We start from the raw sequence: 20,480 nt of genomic DNA, 5'->3' as shown, positions 1-20,480 counted from the left end.
GGGCCACGCGGCGCCTGCCGTGGAAACGGGCAGGCCCGCGAACGCCCCGTATTGTTTATTCTGGCTAAGGGCAGGAAACCGAACTTGAACGACTCGCACGCGTCTCACGCCAACTGGAAAACCAGCGCCAAAGCCGCGCTCGGCGGCACCGGCGTCCAGGCCTCGCGCCCCGTCCATGCCAACCAGACCACCACCGCCCTGGTCACCGAGGCCATCCGCCGCGGCGAAGGCCGCCTGTCCCTGGATGGCGCGTTGATGGTGGAAACCGGTGTGCATACCGGCCGTTCCGTCCAGGACAAGTTCGTCGTCGATGAACCGTCGGTCACCAAGGATATCTGGTGGGGCAAGATCAACCAGAAGCTGTCGGTCGAGCGCTTCAACGCGCTGAAGGGCCGGGTTCAGGCCTATTTGCAGGGGCAGGACCTGTTCGTGCAGGATCTGTACGCGGGTGCCGACCCGGCGCATCGCGTACGCGTCCGGCTGGTGACCACCCAGGCGTGGAACGCCCTGTTCGCCCGCAACATGTTCATCCGCCCGCCGGCCGCGGATCTGGCGGGTTTCGAGCCAGACTATGTCATCCTGCACGCGCCGCTGTTCCACACCGATCCGCAAGTGGACGGCGTCCGCTCCTCCACCACCATCGCCCTGTCGTTCGAGCAGAAATTCATTCTCATCGCCGGCACCGAGTACGCCGGCGAAGTAAAGAAATCGATCTTCACCGTAATGAACTGGCTGCTGCCGGCAAAGGGCGTGATGCCGATGCACTGCTCCGCCAATATCGGCAAGGGCGGTGACGTGGCGTTGTTCTTCGGCCTGTCCGGCACCGGCAAGACCACGCTGTCCTCCGACCCGCAGCGCCGCCTGATCGGCGACGATGAGCATGGCTGGGGTGAGAACGGGGTCTTCAACGTGGAAGGCGGCTGCTACGCCAAGGTGATCAACCTGTCGCAGGAAGCCGAACCCGAAATCTGGGCCGCGACCAACCGTTTTGGATGCGTGCTGGAAAACGTGGTCGCCAACGAACACGGCGTGCTGGACCTGAAGGATGCCACGCTGACCGAAAACACGCGGTCCTGCTACCCGGTCGAGTTCATCCCGAATGTCGAGCTGTCGGGTCGCGGCGGGCAGCCGAAGAACATCGTCATGCTCACCTGCGACGCCTTCGGCGTGCTGCCCCCGATCGCCCGGCTGACCCCGGCCCAGGCGATGTATCACTTCCTGTCCGGCTATACCGCGCAGGTCGCCGGCACCGAAAAGGGCTTGGGCAAGGAGCCGAGGGCGGTGTTCAGCACCTGCTTCGCCCATCCGTTCATCCCGCGCCACCCCGAGGTCTATGGCCGGATGCTGGCGGAGCTGATGAAGCGCCACAATGCCACCTGCTGGCTGGTCAATACCGGCTGGAGCGGCGGTGCGTATGGCACCGGCAGCCGCATGAGCATCAAGCACACGCGGGCGCTGCTGACCCGGGCGCTGGACGGGTCGCTGAACGGGATGGAATTCCGGAAGGAACCGTTCTTCGGCCTGAACATCCCCGCCCACGTGCCCGGCATCCCCGATGAGGTGCTGGACCCGCGCCAGGCCTGGGCCGACAAGGCCGCCTATGACCGCACGGCACAGCAACTGATCAAGCGGTTCGAGGACAATTTCGCCAGCTTCGAGTCCGGGGTGGGCGACGATGTGCGCGCCGCCGCGTTACGCGCCGCCGCCTGAGCGCGCGCCTTCCGCCTTCGGCCAGCCAGGGCACGACCGCCTGGGGCCGGCGGCCGGAGGGTATGAACCGCGCCTTCAACTCATGGGGTCGTTGGACCACGCCGACACACCCTATCCCAGCAAGGCCCCAGCCACCGCGCCGCTCATGCACGTGGCGATCGTGCCCGACAGGATCGTTCGCGGCCCCAGCGCCACCACCTCCGCCCTGCGCGACGGCACCATCGCCCCCAGCCCGCCGATCATGATCCCCAGACTGCCGAAATTGGCGAAGCCGCACAGCGCATAGGTCAGGATGATCCGCGTGCGCGGGGAGAATGCGTCGGCCGGCAGCGAGGAGAAGTGCAGGTAGGCGACGAATTCGTTCAGCACAGTCTTGGTCGCCATCAGGGCGGCCGCCGCCGCCGTCTCCGTCCAGGGCACGCCGATCAGCCACATCACCGGCCGGAACGGCACCGTGAAAATCCGCTCCAGCGTGATCGCCTCGCCCCCCACCGCCGGCAGCAGACCCAGCGCCATGTTGGCCAGCGCCACGACGGCGATGGTGACGATCAGCACGGCGACGATGGAAGCCAGGATCGGAATCCCGTCCAGCGTCCCTTTCACCAGCGCATCGATAGCGGACACCGGCGGATCTTCGATCACCAGCCGTCCCTCATCACGGCCCGACGGCCCGAACGGCACCATCAGCGCCGCCACCGCCAACCCCGCCGGCGTACTGATGACGGAGGCCGCCAGAATATGGCCCAGCGCATGCGGCACCAGCGGCGCCAGGAAGGAGGCATATATGACCATCACCGTGCCAGCGACGCCAGCCATGCCGCAGGTCATCAGCGCGAACAGCTCGCCTCGTTGCATTCGCAACAGATAGGGCCGGACAAGCAGCGGCGCTTCCACCATGCCCACGAAGATGTGGACGGCGGCGCCCAGGCCGAGCGCCCCGCCGACGCCCATGACGCGGCGGAGAAGCCAGGCGAAACCGGCCGTGACGTGCTGCAGGATGCCCCAGTGAAACAACAGCGATGCCAGCGCGCTGATCGTCAGCACCAGCGGCAATGCCTGAAACGCCAGGATGAAGCTGGCACCGGGATGCGTCTCGGCAAACGCGGGCGCGCCGCCGCCCAGATAACCGAAGACGAACTGCGTGCCCGCCAAGGTGGCCGCATGCAGCGCATTTGCCGCGTCGTTGAGGCCGATCATGATCCGGTCCGCGCCGGGCACGCGCAGCAGCAGCAGCGCGAAACCCAGCTGCAGACCGACACCGCACAGCACGGTACGCCAGGGAATGCGGCGTCGGTCCTCACTGCAGAGGAAGGCGAGCAGCAAGAGGGCAATCAGGCCCAGCCCGGCGCGCGGCATCCGGTCGCGTCAGGCCGGCTGCTTCGGAAGCTGGTTGAACGGGTAATAGGGCGGGAATTCACCGACCCTGGTCATGTCCACCTCGACGATCGTCAGGCCGTGGATCGCCATCGCCTTGGCAACGGTCGGACCGAAGGCATCCGCCTGCTCGACCCGGAAATACGGGATGTCCGACAGCGCCGCGAGCTTCGACAATTCCGGCCCGGTCAGGTCGGCATAATAGCGGCGGCCCTGGGCGGTGGCATCCTGAATCCGCTTGATGACGCCATAGCCGCGGTCGTTCATCACCACCACCACCATGTTCAGGTTCTCCTGGACCGCCGTCCAGAGTTCCCCGACATTCAGGTAGAAGCCGCCATCGCCCGTCATGACGACCGTCTTGCGATCACCGGCCGCCACGGCGGCGCCGATGCCCAGGCACAGCCCCTGCCCGATGCCGGCGCCGACCGGATAGACGTTCTGGTTCGGCGCATTCAGCGGAAAGACGCGGTTGCCCCAGGTGGTGTTGTTCTGGGTCACGTCACGCGCCCAGATCGCATCTTCGGGCATCACTTTCCGGAGTTGCGCCGGGAACGACCCGTAGACGCCCAGCGTGTCCAGGAACGCAGCCTGCGCGTCGCGCTTCAATTGCTCGAATTCCCTGGGATAGCCGGACGCGATGCCCAGCTTGCCGTCGATCCGCCGCAGCAGCCCCGCCAGGGTGGCGTTTGCATCGCCGCAGACGAAATATTGGTTCGGATAGGTGCGGCCATTCGCCATCGGATCGGAGTCGATCTGAACGATGTTCGCCGGCAGCTGCACGTTGAAGTCGTTCGTTTCGTGGCCGCGCAGGCGGCAGCCGACGACAAGGCACAGATCCACCGTCTTGTAGAAGTCGGTGATGATCGGCATCCCGGTGCCAGTCAGGCCGCCCAGGTTGCGGGGGTGCGTCTCCGGCACGGTGCCGCGGCCGTTGAAGCTGCTGACCATGCCGAAGCCGAGATCCAGCAGCTTCGCCGCCGGTCCGCCGGCGCCCTTGGCGCCATTGCCCAGCCACAGCATCGGGCGCCTGGCGGCAAGCACGCGTTCGGCCAGTTCATCCAGCTCGCTGTCGGAGGGCGTGCGCGGCGGTGGCAGCGGCAGGACGAAATTGTCCAGCATCGCCGGACGCTCGATCTTCACCCGCTGGACGTCGATCGGCACTTCCACGCTGACCGGCCCCATCGGCGGCGTCAGCGCCTCGGTCGCCGCCTGGGTCAGCACACCCAGCGCGTGGTGCGCCGCCCTGATCCGATAGGCCGACTTGCAGACCGAGGCCATCATGCCGAGCTGGTCATAGGCGTCGTGGACGGTGCCCAGGCCGCGATCGGCGAATTTGGTCGCGGTCTGGCCGGTGATGTGCAGCACCGGCGAGCCGGCGAACCGCGCTTCGATCAGGCCGCCGATCGTGTTGGCCGCGCCCGGCCCGGTCGAGGAGATGATCACGCCCAGGCTTTGCGCCACGCGCGCATAGCCGTCGGCCATGTGGGCGCCGCCCAACTCGCCGCGGGTCATGACGAAGCGAATGGCATTGCGCCGGCCGATTCCGTCCAGCATCGGAATATTGTGCACGGATGCGATGCCGAACACGGTGGTGACGCCGCATGCCGCCAGAAACTCGGCGACAAGATCGCCGACGGTATAGTCATTGGCCATTCTGTCCGGACTCCCCCAAAGGGCGCCAAGCTGGATCAGGCCGGGAGAGAGGTCAACGGAGGCGGTTGCGTGAAACCCGATATGGGAACCAGCCATCCGTGCCGACCAGCCGGGTCAGGCCCGCCGCCCCCAGCAGACGAAGTGCGGATTGTCCCAGCCCGGCTTGCCGTAGCGCAGCGGTGTCGCGTCCATGGTCTCCACTGATCCGCCAGCGGCTTCCAGCACCGCCTGCGGGGCACAGGTGTCCCACTCCATGGTGCGGCCGAAACGCGGGTACAAATCCGCTTCCCCCTGAGCGAGCCGGCAGAATTTCAGGCTGGAGCCGAAATTCACCGACCGTGCCACCGGCCGGCCGGCGAGGTAGGCGTCCAGACGCGCCTGGTCGCCATGATGGCGGCTGGACACGACGGTCAGCCCCTCGGGCGGCGGCACGCGTGCGTGAATCGGCGTGGTCACCGCCCCTTTTCTCAACCAGGCTCCGACACCGACGATACCGCTGAACACCTCGCCGGTGGCCGGCACGCCCACGGCGCCCAGCACGGGGCAGCCGTTGCGGACCAGACCGATATTCACCGCGAAATCCCGACCGCCGGAACTGAACTCCTTGGTGCCGTCCAACGGATCGACCAGCCAGAACTCTGCCGCCGCGGCGGGGACCGCCCCGGCCGCCACCTCCTCCTCGGCGACCACCACGCAACCCGGGAAGGCCTCTCGCAGCCCGGCCAGGATCAGTGATTCGGAGGCCTGATCGGCCTCTGTCACGACCGAATCGTCGGCTTTGCGCCGCACCGCGAAGCCGCCGTCGCGGATGGTCATGATCAGTTTACCCGCCTGCTCCGCCAGATCGACGGCACGCGCCAGAACCGCGTGGTCACCTTCATTCCCACCATGCGTCATGGCGCTGGTTTCCCCCGTGCTCGGCGTTTCGCCACTTTCGGTCTGGCTGGCGGCCCGGCTGATGGTTCCGCTGGCGGTCCCGCTGGCACCCGAGCGGCAGCGGGTTGGTCGCCGTTCGGCGGCGCCAGGACCGGTTCCGTCGCCGGCGGCGCGTCGCCGCGCAGCGCGAGCACCGGTTGCAGCAAGGTCAACGCGGCCCGATAGACCTCGTTCACATCCAGGTGCTGCAGGCAGGCCAGGCCGCGCGTGCAGTCCGCGGCGCTCGCCAGGTAGCACGGGGCACAGGTCATGTTCCGGCGCAGGGCGATCGCCTGCGTGCCCAGCGGACCCCATTCCACCGGATCGACGACGCCGGAATGAATCCCGATGGTCGGCACCCCGGCCGCCGCGGCAATGTGCTTGGGTCCGCTGTCATTGCCGATATAGACCGCACAGCGCAGCAGCAGTCCCGGCAACGATGATAGCGGGGACTTGCCGGCCATCGAGGCCATCGCCTTCGGGTATCGTGCCGCGGCCAGCAGTTCCTCCACGACCTCTACCTCGTCGGGGCCGCCGACCATCAGCACGTTGACGCCGTGCCGGCTGATCAGCAGTTCGATCAGTGCCAGGAAATAGGCGGTCGGCCACTGCTTGGTGACATTGCCGGCCCCCGGATGGATCGCCACCACCGGCTTGTCGAACAGCGCCCGCACGTCGTCCGGCAGATCGGCCAACGGGATCGGCTGAGGCTGCGGCTGCATCAGGACGCGATCGGATTCGGTGGCGTGATGCACCGCATCGACCAGGGCAATCAGGTCGTCGATGACATGGCTGCGCTTGCGCTGCAGCCGCCGGTCGCCGTCCCAATCCAGTGCGATATCCAGGTTGGGGAACTGTCCCTGGTAATCATAGCCGGCGAGGAACCGGGCGCCGGTATATTTCAGCACGTCGCGGGTCGACGGGTGCTTGCGCAGATCGATCGCCAGGTCGAATCGGTACGGTCGCAACTGTTCCGCAAGTGCCTCAAAATCCTCCTTCGTCAGCTCCCGCTCACCCAGCTGGGACCGGGCATGGAAGAAGGCGAACGGAATGAATTCGTCGATCGACTGCTCCAGCGGGACGAACGCCTTTGAGGCCGGGCCAGCCAGCACGGTGATCCGCGCGCGGGGAAAGCTCTGCTTCAGGCGGCGAATCGCCGGCAGCGCGGTGACAAAGTCGCCGATATGGTCGAGCTTCACCACCAGGATGCGGCGAATATCCTCGACGCGGAACAGCGGGGCGCCGGGGGTAACCCACTGCACCGCCTCCTCGTCGGGGCAGACATCGTCCGAGCGGCGCGACAGGCGGGGGCTGAAATACGGATCGCCCAAGGCAAATGTCGTGCGCCAGGCGGAATCGAACTGCTCGTTGTTGAATACGTCCTTCAAGCCGGCCCGGCTGGCCAGTTCGTGATGCGTCAATGTCGCGTGCGGCGTGTAGACGGTCAGCAGGCCGGCCTTATGGACCCGCAGGCAGAAATCCAGGTCGTTGTTGACGATCTGGTGTTCCTCATCGAAACCGCCGAGCCGGTTGAACAGGTCGCGGCGAACCAGCATGCAGGCGCCTGTGACGGCCATCACATTGCGCTGGACCTGTGCGAGCCCGAAATATCCCGGCTCATCCGGCGCGGCGAAACGGAAGGCATGGCGGCCGATTCCATTCTCGGCCAGGAACATTCCGGCATGCTGGATCTTGCCATCGGGATACAGCAGGCGCGGGCCGGTCAGCCCGACCTCCGGCCGCTGCGCGTTCTCCAGCAGCACATCCAGCCAGTCTTCCTGCGTGATCTCGATGTCGTCGTTCAGAAACAGCAGGTAGTCGCCATCCGCCACCGCGGCGGCGCGGTTGTTGAAGACGGACCAGTTGAAGGCGTCGGGCATGTCGACGACCTTGTCGGCATTCTGCGCGATCCATTCCTTCCAGGTCGATTGCGATGCAGGAATATTGTCGATGACGATCAGCTCATAGTTCTTGTAGCGGGTGTTCGCCCGGAAGGTCGTCAGGCAGGTCTTGATATAGCCGTGAGCGGCACAGGTCGGGATGATCACCGACACCTTGCCGGTGGCCGGCTGGGTGCGCCGCACTCGCCATGTGCCAGCGACCGCCCCGGGCCGCACCTCGCTGGGTGTGCCGCCGCGCGCCATCGCCGACTCCAGCGCGGCCTGCTCCAGCTCCGGCCCGTCCGTGGCGGCCATGCCCCGCTGGCACAGCAGTAATGGCAAATGGTGGATCGCCGCCGCCTTGTCCACGCAGCGCAGCAGCAGGTTGAATTCCCCCGCCACCGCCAGGCTGGCCGCCGTGCCGCCGGTGGAGCCCAGCAGCGCGGCCGAGGCGAACCAGGGCCGGCCGATATAGTTCATCGACAGCAGCAGGTCGGGCGAATAGTCCGGCTTGAAGAACGGCTCCTGCTCCTGGCTCGCGGGGCTCAGCCGCACCTCATCGGCATACAGAAGGTCCGCGCCGCGATTCATGGCGCCGGCGACCGCGAATTGCAGCAGCGCGTCGATGCCCAGTTCGTCCCCGGCACTCAGCAGCCCATACAGCACCGGCCGTCCGCTTGTTTCACCCGCCAACTGTGCCAACGGCGCCTGCCAGACCTCGCCGGCCGCCGGGCTGAGAATCTGGAAGCGCTGCCGCAGCTCGGGCACCGTCGTCGCCACCAGATCCTCGATGGCGGTGGCGATCTCCGCCGTCTCGGCCAGGATCGCGGCCGTCCAGTCCCCGTAGACCTGGTCGGCGAGCGACAGCAGCGTCACCCGCGTCGCGGCGGGATCGGCCTTGCCCTTCTGGCGCACGATCAGGTGGTACGATGGGCGGTAACCCTGGGCGTTCAGCAATCCCGCGAGCAGATCCGTTTCCGGCCGCGCCACCTTGCGTCGGATCGACATCGTATCAATATTGTCGTCCGATCTGGCCACGGTGACCCGGAAGGACCGTTCCAGCTTCAAACCGGTCTGGCCGATGATTTCCAGCCGGACCGTATGGTCGCCATCACGCAGGCTGCGCGGCGGGCAATGGAACGCATAGCCGCTGCGCACGGAATCGGGCCAGTCGGGAAAGGCCGCGCCCACATCGTGCCGCGCCTGGCCGTAATGCGCATCGCCGAGCCGCTGATCGTCCAGGTAGACGATGAAGCTGGCGACGCCATGGCGGGCCAGCAGCCAGCCTTCCACGGTCAGCCGGCCGGTAATCGGCTCCGCCACCACGCCATCCTGCACCACCGGCAGGTCCAGCTGGAACTTGAATTCCGCATCCAGCTCGGGCGATGCCGGTGGCGTGGCGGCAGGCGGCGGCTGAGGCACCGCGGGCGCGACCACGGTGACCGCGACGTCCTGGACCCGTTCCTGGCCCTGGGTGTCGCGCGCCACCACGCGGACGCGATGCTCCCCTTCCAGCGGCCGGTCCAGCCGTCCCTTGAATTTGAAGCCGGACAGGGCCGCCGACGGCACCTCGGCATAGGCCGCGCCGACATCGGGCCGCTCATAGCCCAGCGTCGCCAGCCCGACCGTGTCGTCGCCCACCATGATGCGCACCTGCGCGACGCCGCGATCGCAGACCGCCCAGCCGTTCACCGATACCGATCCGTCATGACCCAGGACGGCCTCATCGCAGAACATGCGGAACACCGCCGGCACGACGGGGACGGCGCTGGATTGTGGCGCTGCTCCCGGCTCCGACTTGCGTCGCTCATGGGCCAGCAGGCCGCCCAGGGGGGTATCCGTCCAGGCGCCGATCCGCTCGATCGGGATGATCGCATCGATGGCAAAGCCGTTGCCGCACACCAGCCTGGCCTGCACCGCCGCCGCGACCTGATCGCGCGGGTCGAGCTGGATCAGCAGCGTGAAGCCCGATTCCAGATTGTCCGGATAGGATGGGAAGGCCCCCGCGACATCCTGCCGCTGCCAGCCGAGCTTGGCATCGCCGACCGGGCGGATGCCCTGGTGGGACACCAGGCTGATCTGCACGGCGTTGACGTGCGCCATCGCGACCGCCCAGCCACCGACCAGCAGCATGCCCTGGCGATCGATGGACGCCACCTCCAGCCGCAGCATGCCGGGCGGCGCACCGCGGTCCACCTGCGGTGCGGGTGCCGGCGGTGCCTTGAGCATGACGACGGGCTGATCGGAGCCAGACTCCAGCGCCAGCCGCAAGGGTGCCTTGGCAGTGTCGCCGGCGCGATCGCGCGCGATCAGCTCGAAGACCCATTCACCCGGCAGGGAGACCAGCGGTTGCGCGATGTTGAACTGGAAGCTGTAGAGACAGACTGTCTCGCCATCCGGCGTTTCCGCCGGCGTACCATGATCGTCCGGCGCATATTCGGTGGCAGACACTGTCAGGCCGTCATGCTCCAGCCAGATGATTTCCATCGGCGCCCGGCTCGCCACCCGCCCGTGCACGGTGACATCGTAACGATCATATGACGGGCCGCCGATGGCGTTTGGGAAAATCTCCAGGTGCGGCAGGCGGAGGGGGCTGCCGCGGCGCCGGGCGGAGGATTGAAACGGCGACGTACCGGCATTGGCCACGTCGGCGCCGCCATCAACCTTGGCACCAGCGTCAGCCTGGGTGATGCGGGGTTTCGCCGTATTCGCGCCGCGTCGCCGCCGGCCAGCATCCGCCGCGATACGGCCGGTCGCGTCTTCGTTTTCCTCATGAGCGTCAGGCACGGTCGACTCCTGCCCCGGCCGGGGCGTCAAAGACGCGTCAGCCAACGATCTCTCCCGGACCGCTCCCTGGGCCGGCACAAGCGGCCACGTGCCGACCCGCTTCCCGACCCGCTTCCCTGGCCGCCGGCACACGGGACATGGACCGTTCGCGTCCCGCGCCCACGGTCATCCCGCATGCCGGGCGAAGGGCGAAGAGACTACATGCCAAACGGCAGCCGCCCTTCGCGGTAGCCGTCCTTGTCGAAATGCTCCTGCGCCGATCCGATGTCACCGCGCCCGATGCTGTCGGCGACGTCCGGATTCTGGGCCAGATACCACCGCTCATCCACCTTGATCGGGAATGGCCGGCGCCCTTCGAAATAACCGTCATCGATGAAATGCTGTTTCGCCGACTGGACGGCCCCCTCCTTGATCGCGCCGGCGATGTCCTCATAGGTCTGCAGATACCATGCCTCGTCGACCTCGATCCCCGCGATCATTTGCCGCAGAAGTTTCACAAAGTCTTCGTAAGCGATGTTGACGCGAAGTTCACCACGAACGGTAGCAATTTCAATAGAGCGTCTAATTAATTCGAATGGTGGAAGGTATTTCACTATAGACCCCTGAGTGTCGGTTTGTTGCCACGCACAGGCCTGCCATTGATACCGAGTTCGCATGAAGATGGGAACCGTCGCGCCGCGTTTTTTTGCAGGTGCAGCATGGGTCGTGTCCTGCTAATGACGGCCGGTGCCCGCTTTTGCCAATCCGGATGATTCCACATGCCTCTTTCACAGCAGGTGACGCTTTCACAGCAGGCGGCGCCCCGATCCGACCTGCCGACTGATATCGAACTGGCCGACATCGTCCGCCGCTTCCCCCAGGCTCGAATCCTGGTGATCGGCGACATCATCCTGGACCGCTATGTATCAGGGGCGGTCAGCCGCCTGTCGCCGGAAGCCCCCATCCCCGTGCTGCGTCCGACCGCCGACCGGTGCACCCTGGGCGGGGCGGCCAATGTCGCCCTGAACATCGCCACGCTGGGCGGCCAGGCCATCCTGGTCGGCGTGGTCGGTGAGGACGCCGCCGGCCAGCAGGTGGAAACGCTGGTCAGCACGACGCTGGGTGTCAGCTCCGCCATCGTCCGCATCGCCGGCCGGCCGACCACCGCGAAAACGCGGTTCATGAGCGGATCCCACCAGCTGTTGCGGCTGGATGAGGAGACCACGGCGCCCCTGACGACGGCCGGCTGTGCCGCGGTGCTGGATGCCGTGCGCCGCCATCTGGCTGACGCACATGTGATCGTCCTGTCCGACTACGCGAAGGGCGTGCTGTGCGACGGCGTGCTGGACACGATCCTCGCCCTGGATCGCGGCGACAGGCTGCTGATCGCCGATCCGAAGCGGCCGGATTTCACCGCCTATCGCGGCGCCGATATCGTGACGCCGAACGAACTGGAGGTGCGCGCCGCAACCCGGATCGACGCCGAACATGACACCGAGGCGGACAGGGCCGGCCGCATCGCATTGGAACAAACCCAGGGCCAGGCGGTGCTCGTCACCCGCTCCGCCAAAGGTTTGACCCTGGTGCGGCGGGAGATGGCCGCCCTGCACCTGCCGACGCGCGCGCGGGAGGTGGCGGATGTTTCTGGTGCCGGTGACACGCTGGTCGCGGCCCTGTCGGTCGCGCTGGGCGCCGGCGGTTCCCTGCCCGACGCGGCCATGCTGGCCAATGCCACCGCCGGCATCTCGGTGGGCAAGCAAGGCACCGCCACCGTCAGCGCCGAGGAACTGCTGGACACGCTGCACCTGGACGACCTGGTCGCCACCGACCGCAAAGTGGTGGGACGCGAGGCGGCGGCGAAGAAGGTTGCGGACTGGAAACGCCGAGGCCTGAAGGTCGGCTTCGCCAATGGATGCTTCGACCTGATCCATCCCGGCCATGTCCGCCTGCTGTCCGAGGCTCGCGCCGGCTGCGACCGGCTGATCGTGGCACTCAATACCGACGCCTCGGTCAAGCGCCTGAAAGGTCCGACGCGGCCGCTGCAGAATGAAATGGCGCGCGCCACCGTCATGGCTTCCATGGCGCCCGTCGACCTGGTGACCCTGTTCGATGAAGACACGCCCCTGGAGCTGATCCGCCTGCTGCGTCCGGACGTGCTGGTGAAGGGGTCGGACTATACGGTCGACCAGGTGGTGGGCGCCGACCTCATCCAAGGCTGGGGCGGCCACGTCCTGCTGGTGACGCTGCGCGAGGGCCACAGCACGACGGGCACGATCCGGCGTATGACCGCACCGGCGGCTTGAGGGAAGGAAGGCCAGGGGCGCCGCTCCCGGACCGCGATGAAGCGGGACAGAGTCGGACTGACCCTGTCACGCTTCATCAACGCCTTGCTTCAACAGCGCGCTTCACGCCGTCTGACCGCCGGCTTCAGGCGACCGCGCTCCGAGGGCGGGACGCCCTTGGAACCGGTTTATCGGGCAGCGCCTCCCGGCTTCCTCACCCCCCAAGCGCCTGGTCGAGATCCGCGATCAGGTCCGACGCCGTCTCCAGCCCGATCGACAGGCGGATGACATCCGGACCGGCGCCGGCCGCCAGACGTTGCTCATCCGTGAGCTGGCGGTGCGTGGTGGAGGCGGGGTGCAGGATCAGGCTGCGGGTATCGCCGATATTGGCCAGGTGGCTGAACAGCCGGACGTTTTCCACCAGTTTCAGGCCAGCCTCATAGCCGCCCCGGACGCCAAAGGTGAACACCGCGCCGGCGCCTTTCGGCATGTATTTGCGGGCCAGGCCATTATAGGGACTCTTGTCCAGACCGGCGTAGGACACCCAGGCGACGCGCGGATCGCATGACAGGAACTCGGCTACCGCCTGGGCGTTGGCGCAGTGGCGTTCCATCCGCACGTGCAATGTTTCGATACCCGTGATGGTCAGGAACGCATTCATCGGTGCCATGGTCGGGCCATAGTCGCGCAGAGCCACCGCGCGTGCCTTGGTGGTGAAGGCGAAATCGCCGAAATTCTCATAGAATTTCAGACCGTGATAGGCAGGTTCGGGCTCTGTCATCGACGGGAACTTGCCGCCCTGGGTCCAATCGAACTTCCCGGACTCCACCACCATGCCGCCCATGGAATTGCCGTGGCCGGCGAGGAATTTCGTTGTCGAGTGGGTGACCAGGTCGGCGCCGAACTCGATCGGCCGGGACAGGAACGGCGTGGCCAGCGTGTTGTCGACGATCAGCGGCAGGCCGGCTTCGTGCGCGACGCGGGCGATGGCTTCCAGGTCGACGACGATACCACCGGGATTGGCCAGGCTTTCCACGAAGATCGCCTTGCATTTCGGCGTCAGCGCGCGGCGGAAATTATCCGGATCGTGCGGGTCGACGAAATGGCAGGTCCAGCCCAGCTTCTTGAACGACAGCCCGAACTGCGTCAGCGAGCCGCCGTACAGGGCGCGGGAGGCAAGAAACTCGTCGCCTGGCTCCAGCAAGGTCGCGAACACCAGGAACTGCGCCGCATGGCCCGACGCCGCGGCCACGGCGGCCCGGCCACCTTCCAGGCTGGCGATACGCTCTTCCAGGACCGCAACGGTCGGGTTGGTCAGCCGGCTGTAGATGTATCCAAAATTGTGCAGGTTGAATAACGATGCCGCATGGTCGGCATCCTCAAAGACATAGGCGGTAGTCTGGTAGATCGGCGTGGATCGGGCGCCCGTGGTGGGATCAGGCTGGGCGCCGGCATGGACGGCCTTGGTTTCGAAGCCATATGTCGTATTGGCAGGGGGCAATGTGCGCGGCCTGCCGCGCGCGGGACGCGGCGGATCGGCGGGACGGTTGCGGATGATACCGGAATTGACGCCGCTCCAGGACAGCTCGCCACCCAGCCGCCCGAACTCGATCTTCGGGCAGCGGTCCATCACGACCTCCAGCCCGGCCGCCTCGGCCTTCGCGGCGGCTTCGTCATGACGGACCCCCAACTGCATCCACAGCACCCGCGCGCCGATGGCGATCGCATCGTCCGCGATCGGCCCGACAGTGTTGGAGGCTCTGAATACCTCCACCATGTCCACCGGTTCCGGGATATCGCGTAACGAACCGTAGACCCGTTCGCCCAGCAGCTCCTGCCCGGCCAGGCCGGGGTTGACCGGGATGACGCGATAGCCTTTCCCCTGCAGGTACTTCATCACGAAGTAGCTGGGCCGATTCCAGTTGGACGACGCGCCGACCAGCGCGATGGTCCGCACGCTGGAAAGGATGCCGCGCAGCTTGGCGTCGCTGTAGGGAATAGGGTCGAGAGCACTCATGGGTCGAAACCTTCCAAACGCAGGGGTTAGCTATCCCCGGCACTCTCCCCTTGGCAACCGCGGCGGTCCCCGGCTCGCCTGGCCGGACCCGCGACCGTCCGGTGGCAATCGCCGCGACAGCGGGGATGACCGGGCATGAGCGCGCGGCAGGAGGCTGCGCCGAGGACGATCACGGTGCCGACGCGGGACGGGCTGCGCGGCGCGCGCCTGCTCTGGGCCGTCGGCACGCTGGTCATCGCGGTGGGCATGTCGTCGCTGGATACCTCGATCGCCAATACCGCCCTGCCCACCATCGCCGCCGATCTGAATGCTTCGCCGGCTTCCTCGGTATGGGTGGTGAATGCGTATCAGCTGGCGCTGGTGGTCTCCCTGCTGCCGGTCGCGTCGCTGGGTGAGATCCTGGGGTACCGCCGCATCTATGTCTGGGGGGTCGCGGTGTTCACCCTGTCCTCGCTGGCCTGCGCCATGAGCTGGTCGCTGTCGACGCTGACCGTCGCCCGCATTGTCCAGGGGTTCGGCGCGTCCGGCATCATGAGCGTGAATACCGCCCTGATCCGCTTCATCTACCCGTCCAACCGGCTGGGACGTGGCGTGGGTTTCAATGCCATGGTGGTCGCGGTGTCCACCGCCATCGGCCCGTCCGTCGCGGCGGGGATTCTCTCCGTCGCATCCTGGCAATGGTTGTTCGCGGTGAATGGCCCGCTGGGCCTCATTGCCTTCATCATGGCGCTGCGGGCGCTGCCGGACACGCCACGCCACGCCAACAAGTTCGACGCGGCGAGCGCGGCCTTGAATGCCGCCACGTTCGGCCTGCTGATCTTCGGCATCGGCGAGGCGGCACACGGGGCAGAGCGTCTCGTCACCGCGGCGGTACTGGGGGGTGCCTGCGCGTTCGGCTCCCTGCTGATCCGTCGCCAGCTTGGGCTATCGGCGCCGATGCTGCCGGTCGATCTGTATCGGCGGCCGATGTTCGCACTGTCCTCGCTGACGGCGTTCTGCTCCTTCGCGGCGCAGGGTCTGGCTTTCGTGTCGCTGCCGTTCTATTTCCAGACCGGGCTGGGACTGACGGCGGTGCAGACGGGCCTGTTGCTGACGCCGTGGCCGGTGATGACCGGCATCATGGCCCCGATCGCCGGCCCGCTGTCGGACCGGTTTCCACCGGCGATCCTGGGCGGCATCGGCCTGGCCACGCTGTGCGTCGGACTGGCGCTGATCGCGGTGCTGGGCGGTCATCCCGGCACCTTCGGCATCGTCTGGCGAATGATGGTCTGCGGCTGCGGTTTCGGCTTTTTCCAGTCGCCCAACCTCCGCGCGATCATGAGCAGCGCGCCGCCGGAGCGCAGTGGTGGCGCGAGCGGGATCGTTGCCACGTCGCGGCTGGTGGGCCAGGCCACGGGGGCGGCGCTGGTGGCGTTCTGCTTCGGCCTGTCGATGGCGTATGGCCCGTCGCTCGCGCTGGGGCTGGGCGCGTTCTTCGCCGGCGCGGGCAGCATCGTCAGCTTCTCCCGCCTCGCCGCGCGGCCGCTGGGGGTGGTTCGGCGGGCGGGGTGAGATGGGCGCGGTGAGGCGTGGGCGGCGAGGCGTGGGCGGTGAGGCGTGGGCGGTCTACAAGCATCCCATGACCGATGATGCCCTGCGACCCGGCGAGGTCGCCGTCCCGCTGCCCGCCGCCCCCGATGCCGGCGTCTACTTCATCGGCCGCATCCACACGCCCTGGGCGCGGCGCGGCGACTGCCCGCGCGCCGGCGATGCGGTGGGCGGACCCGACTGCACGATCGTCATCGATCCCCGCTGGCTGCCGGCCCTGACGGGGCTGGACGGGCAGGCGGACCTGCAAGTGCTGTACTGGATGCACCAGTCGCGCCGCGATCTGGCCGTCCAGGCGCCACGCCACAGCGCACGCGTCCTGGGCACCTTCGCCCTGCGCTCCCCGGTACGGCCCAACCCTATCGCCTCCTCGGTCGTTGCGTTGCTGGCAATCGATGGTAACCAGCTGCATGTCCGCGGCCTGGACTGTATCGACGGCACCCCGCTGATCGACGTGAAACCACACCGCCGAGCCTCGGCGCCATAGCCGTTCGGACACCGTCGATTGGACTCCCGGCGCTGGGTTCGTTATGTTTGGACGAACACAACGATACGAGAGGAGACCCGCGTGAACGCGATCACCGACCTGCACCCGTTCCTGGACGGCAAGCCGAAACGCCTGTTCATCGGCGGCAAATGGCTGGAAGCCGCCTCCGGCAAGACGTTCGAGACTCACAACCCGGCGACCGGCGAAGTCCTGGCCCAGGTCGCCGAGGGCGATGCCGAGGATATCGACCGCGCCGTCGCCGCCGCCCGCGCCGCCTTCACCGGGCCGTGGAGCAAGTTCAAGCCGGCGCAGCGCCAGGCCGTCCTGCTGAAGCTGGCCGACCTGGTCGAAGCCCATATCGATGAGCTGGCGACACTGGACACGCTGGACATGGGCGCGCCGATCAGCCGCACCCGCAACAACCGCCAGCGCGCGGTGGGCATGCTGCGCTTCTATGCCGGCATGGCAACCGCACTGCATGGCGAAACGATCGACAACTCGCTGCCGGGCGAGATCGTGTCGTTTACCTTGAAGGAGCCGGTCGGCGTCGTCGGCGCGATCATCCCGTGGAACGGCCCGCTGACGGCGACGATCTGGAAGATCGGCCCGGCGCTGGCCACCGGCTGCACGGTCGTGCTGAAGCCGGCCGAGGAAGCGCCGCTGACACCGCTCCGCCTGGCGGAGCTGTGCGTCGAGGCCGGTGTGCCACCAGGGGTGGTGAACGTGGTGCCGGGTTTCGGCGAAACCGCCGGCGCCGCGCTGGCGGCGCATCCGGATGTCGACAAGGTCGCCTTCACCGGGTCCCACTTCACCGGCCAGTCGATCGTCCGCGCCTCGGCGGGGAACCTCAAGCGCGTGTCGCTGGAGCTGGGCGGCAAGTCGCCCGACATCGTATTCGCCGATGCCGACCTGACCCAGGCCGTGCCTGGCGCGGGCATGGCGGTCTTCGCCAATTCCGGCCAGATCTGCAGCGCCGGCACGCGGCTGTTCGTGGAAAAGAAGATCTATGATGAGTTCGTCGGTCGCGTCGCCGACTTCAGCAAGACGCTGCGGGTCGGTGACGGCCGCGATCCGGAAACCCAGGTTGGCCCGCTGGTGTCGCAGGAGCAGCTTAGCCGTGTCACCGGCTATCTCAGCATCGGCCGCCAGGAAGGTGCTCGCCCGCTGTCGGGAGGGGAACGGCTGACCGAGGGCGCGCTGGCGAAGGGGTATTTCGTGCCGCCGACCGTGTTCGCCGATGTGCGCGACGACATGCGGATCGCGCAGGAGGAAATCTTCGGGCCGGTGATTTCCGCCATTCCCTTCACCGATATCGAGGAGGTGATCGCTCGGGGCAACAACACGACGTTCGGCCTGGGCAGCGGCGTGTGGACCCGCGACGTCGGCAAGGCGCACAAGCTGGCCCGCGCGATCAAGGCCGGATCGGTGTGGATCAATTGCTACCAGGCGATGGATCCGGCGGTGCCGTTCGGCGGCTATAAAATGAGCGGCTATGGACGCGAATCCGGCATCCAGCACCTGGACGAGTACCTCAACGTGAAGTCGGTCTGGATCAAGACGGACTGAGGCGGCGGACGGGTCTCCCCGTCATGGCGGGCCCGGCGCCGGCGCCTGGAAGCCGAAGCGGGCGGCTTGTGGCAGGAAATGGCGACGGCCGTGCTGTCCGGCGCGGTCGTGCCGATCGGCCCGCGGCCGTCGCGGCGGCAAGATCTGCACCGGTTCCTGGGCGGCCCCGGCACGATCCTGCCGCTAGCCGCCGCCGCTGATTGGGCGGCAGCCAGGGCCGCCCAGGCGCTCGCAGCCGCAGGCTGACATGTCAGCCTGGACCCGCGGCGGGTCGGCCATCGACCCATGATGATTCCTCGTGCGTCTGCCTGTGACCGGATGGTGACAGGCAGAAATTTTGCGCGTCCACCCGCAACCGCGACCTTAACGGCTCGTAACGCAGCCCCTATTGCGGTGGGAACTTCGCCCATTCGGAGGAATCATGTCCGGCAAGCAAGACGATCACAAGCCGATGCGCCCGGTCATCTGGGCTCGGCTGCTACTGCTGCTGCCCTTCATCGCGATGCTGTGGGTTTCGACCTACAACACGCTTGAACCGGAATGGGCCGGCATTCCGTTCTTCTACTGGTACCAGCTCCTGTGGGTGATTCTGAGCGCAGGCATCGTGGCGTTCATCTACCTGGTGGAGCGCTGAGCGATGCCGCTGAACCTGACCGCACTGATCGTCTTCATCGTCCTGTTCGTCTTCGTCACCTGGCTGGGCTTCATCGCGGCGCGGTGGCGGGCGGGCGACCTGGACCTGCTGCACGAATGGGGCCTGGGCGGACGCCGCTTCGGCACCATGGTCGCCTGGTTCCTGATCGGCGGCGATCTTTACACCGCCTATACCTTCATCGCCGTCCCCGCCCTGGTGTTCGGTGCCGGCGCGCTTGGCTTCTTCGCCGTGCCGTACACGATCATGATCTACCCGATCCTGTACATCATCTTCCCACGGTTATGGTCGGTGGCGCACAAGCACGGCTTCGTCACCTCGGCCGACTTCGTGCGCGGCCGCTTCGGCAATCGCTGGCTGGCCCTGGCCGTGGCCTTCACCGGCATCCTGGCCACCATGCCCTACATCGCGCTGCAATTGGTCGGCATCGAGGTCGTGATCGGCGCCATGGGCGTCGAGACGAACGGACTCATCGGCGATCTGCCGCTGATCATCGCCTTCGTGATCCTGGCCGCCTTCACCTACACGTCCGGCTTGCGGGCGCCGGCAATGATTGCCGTGGTGAAGGACCTGCTGATCTATCTGACCGTGCTGGCGGCGGTGATCGCGGTGCCAATGAAGCTGGGCGGCTATGGCCACGTCTTCAGCGCCATCCCTCCCGAGAAGCTGCTGCTGAAATCCCCCGTGGACGGCACCACCGGCACCTACAGCGCCTATGCGACCCTGGCACTGGGATCGGCCTTCGCGCTGTTCCTGTATCCGCACTCGATCACCGGCATCCTGAGTTCCTCCAGCGCGCGCGTCGTGCGCCGGAATGCCGCCATCCTGCCGGCGTATTCGCTGCTGCTGGGCCTGCTGGCGCTGATGGGTTTCATGGCCATCGCGATCGGCGTGGCCAAGATGCCGGAGTTCAAGCCGGGCTTCGATGAGTTCAAGGCCAACTTCTCGGTGCCGGCGCTGTTCATGGCGATGTTTCCGTCCTGGTTCGTCGGCGTCGCGTTCTCGGCCATCGCCATCGGTGCGCTGGTGCCGGCGGCGATCATGTCGATCGCGACCGCGAATACCTGCACGCGGAACATCTATCGGGAGTTCATCCATCCGGCCTGCAGCCCGGCCGAGGAAAGCCAGGTCGCGAAGATCGTGTCGCTGGTGATCAAGGCCGGCGCGCTGGCCTTCATCTTCTTCCTGCCGCTGCAATACGCGCTGTGGTTGCAACTGCTGGGTGGCGTGTGGATCATCCAGACCGCGCCGTCTGTGATGCTGGGGCTCTATACGCGGTTCCTGAACGGGTGGGCGCTGTTCCTGGGCTGGCTGTGCGGCTTCGGACTGGGCACCTGGCTGGTGATCATCAACAACTGGGCGCCGGTCTACCCGCTGCAGCTGCCGGGGCTGACTTTCCCCTGCTATATCGCGCTGATCGCGGTGGCGGCGAACCTGGTCGTGTCCATCGTCCTGTCGCCGCTGTTCAATACCATCGGCTCCGGCCAGCCCCGCGACATCACCGCCGCGGTGGATTATTACTGATCGGGATCGGCGATCGGCGATCGGCGGGCTCCGGAACGGCTGGTGCCGGAGCCCGCTTCCGCCG

The 20,480-nt window shown here is 66.9% G+C and carries 13 protein-coding genes and 2 pseudogenes; 8 read left to right on the top strand and 7 right to left on the bottom strand.

From position 1 onward, the window contains the following. Positions 1 to 84: 84 nt before the first annotated feature. Positions 85 to 1,710 carry a phosphoenolpyruvate carboxykinase gene (locus tag VHC04_RS09005; protein ID WP_325680226.1) on the top strand — a complete coding sequence of 542 codons (1,626 nt, stop codon included), beginning with the start codon at positions 85 to 87 and terminating at the stop codon, positions 1,708 to 1,710. A 111-nt stretch (positions 1,711 to 1,821) separates the two neighbouring features. On the opposite strand, the gene VHC04_RS09000 is transcribed toward VHC04_RS09005, so the two are convergent. The 5 genes from VHC04_RS09000 to VHC04_RS08980 form a co-directional block, all read right to left on the bottom strand. Then, positions 1,822 to 3,066 carry a NupC/NupG family nucleoside CNT transporter gene (locus tag VHC04_RS09000; protein ID WP_325680224.1) on the bottom strand — a complete coding sequence of 415 codons (1,245 nt, stop codon included), beginning with the start codon at positions 3,064 to 3,066 and terminating at the stop codon, positions 1,822 to 1,824. Positions 3,067 to 3,075: 9 nt separating this feature from the next. Then, positions 3,076 to 4,740 (bottom strand): thiamine pyrophosphate-binding protein, encoded by a 1,665-nt coding sequence (locus VHC04_RS08995; RefSeq protein WP_325680222.1) that lies wholly within the window; start codon positions 4,738 to 4,740, stop codon positions 3,076 to 3,078. A gap of 114 nt (positions 4,741 to 4,854) precedes the next feature. Further along, entirely contained in the window at positions 4,855 to 5,637 is a 783-nt protein-coding gene (gene cysQ, locus VHC04_RS08990; protein WP_325680220.1) for a 3'(2'),5'-bisphosphate nucleotidase CysQ, read from the bottom strand. Further along, the gene (locus VHC04_RS08985; protein ID WP_325680218.1) at positions 5,634 to 10,322 is read right to left on the bottom strand and encodes a glycosyltransferase family 9 protein; all 4,689 of its coding nucleotides are present in this window, start codon (positions 10,320 to 10,322) and stop codon (positions 5,634 to 5,636) included. Before VHC04_RS08985 ends, cysQ begins: the two co-directional genes overlap by 4 nt. A gap of 197 nt (positions 10,323 to 10,519) precedes the next feature. Beyond that, positions 10,520 to 10,915 (bottom strand): hypothetical protein, encoded by a 396-nt coding sequence (locus VHC04_RS08980; protein ID WP_325680216.1) that lies wholly within the window; start codon positions 10,913 to 10,915, stop codon positions 10,520 to 10,522. Positions 10,916 to 11,080: 165 nt separating this feature from the next. Between VHC04_RS08980 and VHC04_RS23140 the strand changes: the two are divergent. Both VHC04_RS23140 and rfaE2 read left to right on the top strand, forming a co-directional pair. Beyond that, positions 11,081 to 12,061 (top strand): annotated as a pseudogene (locus tag VHC04_RS23140) (bifunctional heptose 7-phosphate kinase/heptose 1-phosphate adenyltransferase); the annotation flags it as partial. 129 nt (positions 12,062 to 12,190) lie between these two features. Then, entirely contained in the window at positions 12,191 to 12,604 is a 414-nt protein-coding gene (rfaE2, locus tag VHC04_RS23135) for a D-glycero-beta-D-manno-heptose 1-phosphate adenylyltransferase (protein WP_413789071.1), read from the top strand. Between the two features lie 193 nt (positions 12,605 to 12,797). On the opposite strand, the gene VHC04_RS08970 is transcribed toward rfaE2, so the two are convergent. Together VHC04_RS08970 and VHC04_RS23130 are read right to left on the bottom strand one after the other, a co-directional pair. Beyond that, positions 12,798 to 14,084, bottom strand: a complete 1,287-nt coding sequence (locus VHC04_RS08970; protein ID WP_413789070.1) for an O-acetylhomoserine aminocarboxypropyltransferase — start codon at positions 14,082 to 14,084, stop codon at positions 12,798 to 12,800. Between the two features lie 90 nt (positions 14,085 to 14,174). Further along, a pseudogene (locus tag VHC04_RS23130) lies at positions 14,175 to 14,600 on the bottom strand (CoA-binding protein); the annotation flags it as partial. Between the two features lie 135 nt (positions 14,601 to 14,735). On the opposite strand from VHC04_RS23130, the gene VHC04_RS08965 reads away from it, so the two are divergent. The 5 genes from VHC04_RS08965 (at position 14,736) to mctP (ending at position 20,416) form a co-directional block, all read left to right on the top strand. Then, a complete protein-coding gene (locus VHC04_RS08965) occupies positions 14,736 to 16,151 on the top strand; it encodes an MFS transporter (RefSeq protein ID WP_325680209.1) in 1,416 nt (471 codons plus the stop codon). Positions 16,152 to 16,218: 67 nt separating this feature from the next. Further along, positions 16,219 to 16,674, top strand: coding sequence for an SAM-dependent methyltransferase (locus VHC04_RS08960; protein WP_325680207.1), 456 nt, complete (start codon positions 16,219 to 16,221; stop codon positions 16,672 to 16,674). Positions 16,675 to 16,755: 81 nt separating this feature from the next. Beyond that, the gene (locus tag VHC04_RS08955) at positions 16,756 to 18,240 is read left to right on the top strand and encodes an aldehyde dehydrogenase family protein (RefSeq protein ID WP_325680205.1); all 1,485 of its coding nucleotides are present in this window, start codon (positions 16,756 to 16,758) and stop codon (positions 18,238 to 18,240) included. A gap of 421 nt (positions 18,241 to 18,661) precedes the next feature. Then, positions 18,662 to 18,874: a DUF3311 domain-containing protein gene (locus VHC04_RS08950; RefSeq protein ID WP_325680203.1), complete on the top strand. Its 213-nt coding sequence runs from the start codon at positions 18,662 to 18,664 to the stop codon at positions 18,872 to 18,874. Positions 18,875 to 18,877: 3 nt separating this feature from the next. After that, entirely contained in the window at positions 18,878 to 20,416 is a 1,539-nt protein-coding gene (mctP, locus tag VHC04_RS08945) for a monocarboxylate uptake permease MctP (RefSeq protein WP_325680201.1), read from the top strand. The last annotated feature ends 64 nt before the right edge of the window (positions 20,417 to 20,480 follow it).

It is taken from the genome of Rhodopila sp. (assembly GCF_035548095.1).
Taxonomy (GTDB): domain Bacteria; phylum Pseudomonadota; class Alphaproteobacteria; order Acetobacterales; family Acetobacteraceae; genus Rhodopila.
The sequence above is the reverse complement of the archived record's forward strand: the minus strand, read 5'-3'. Positions and strand labels throughout refer to the sequence as shown.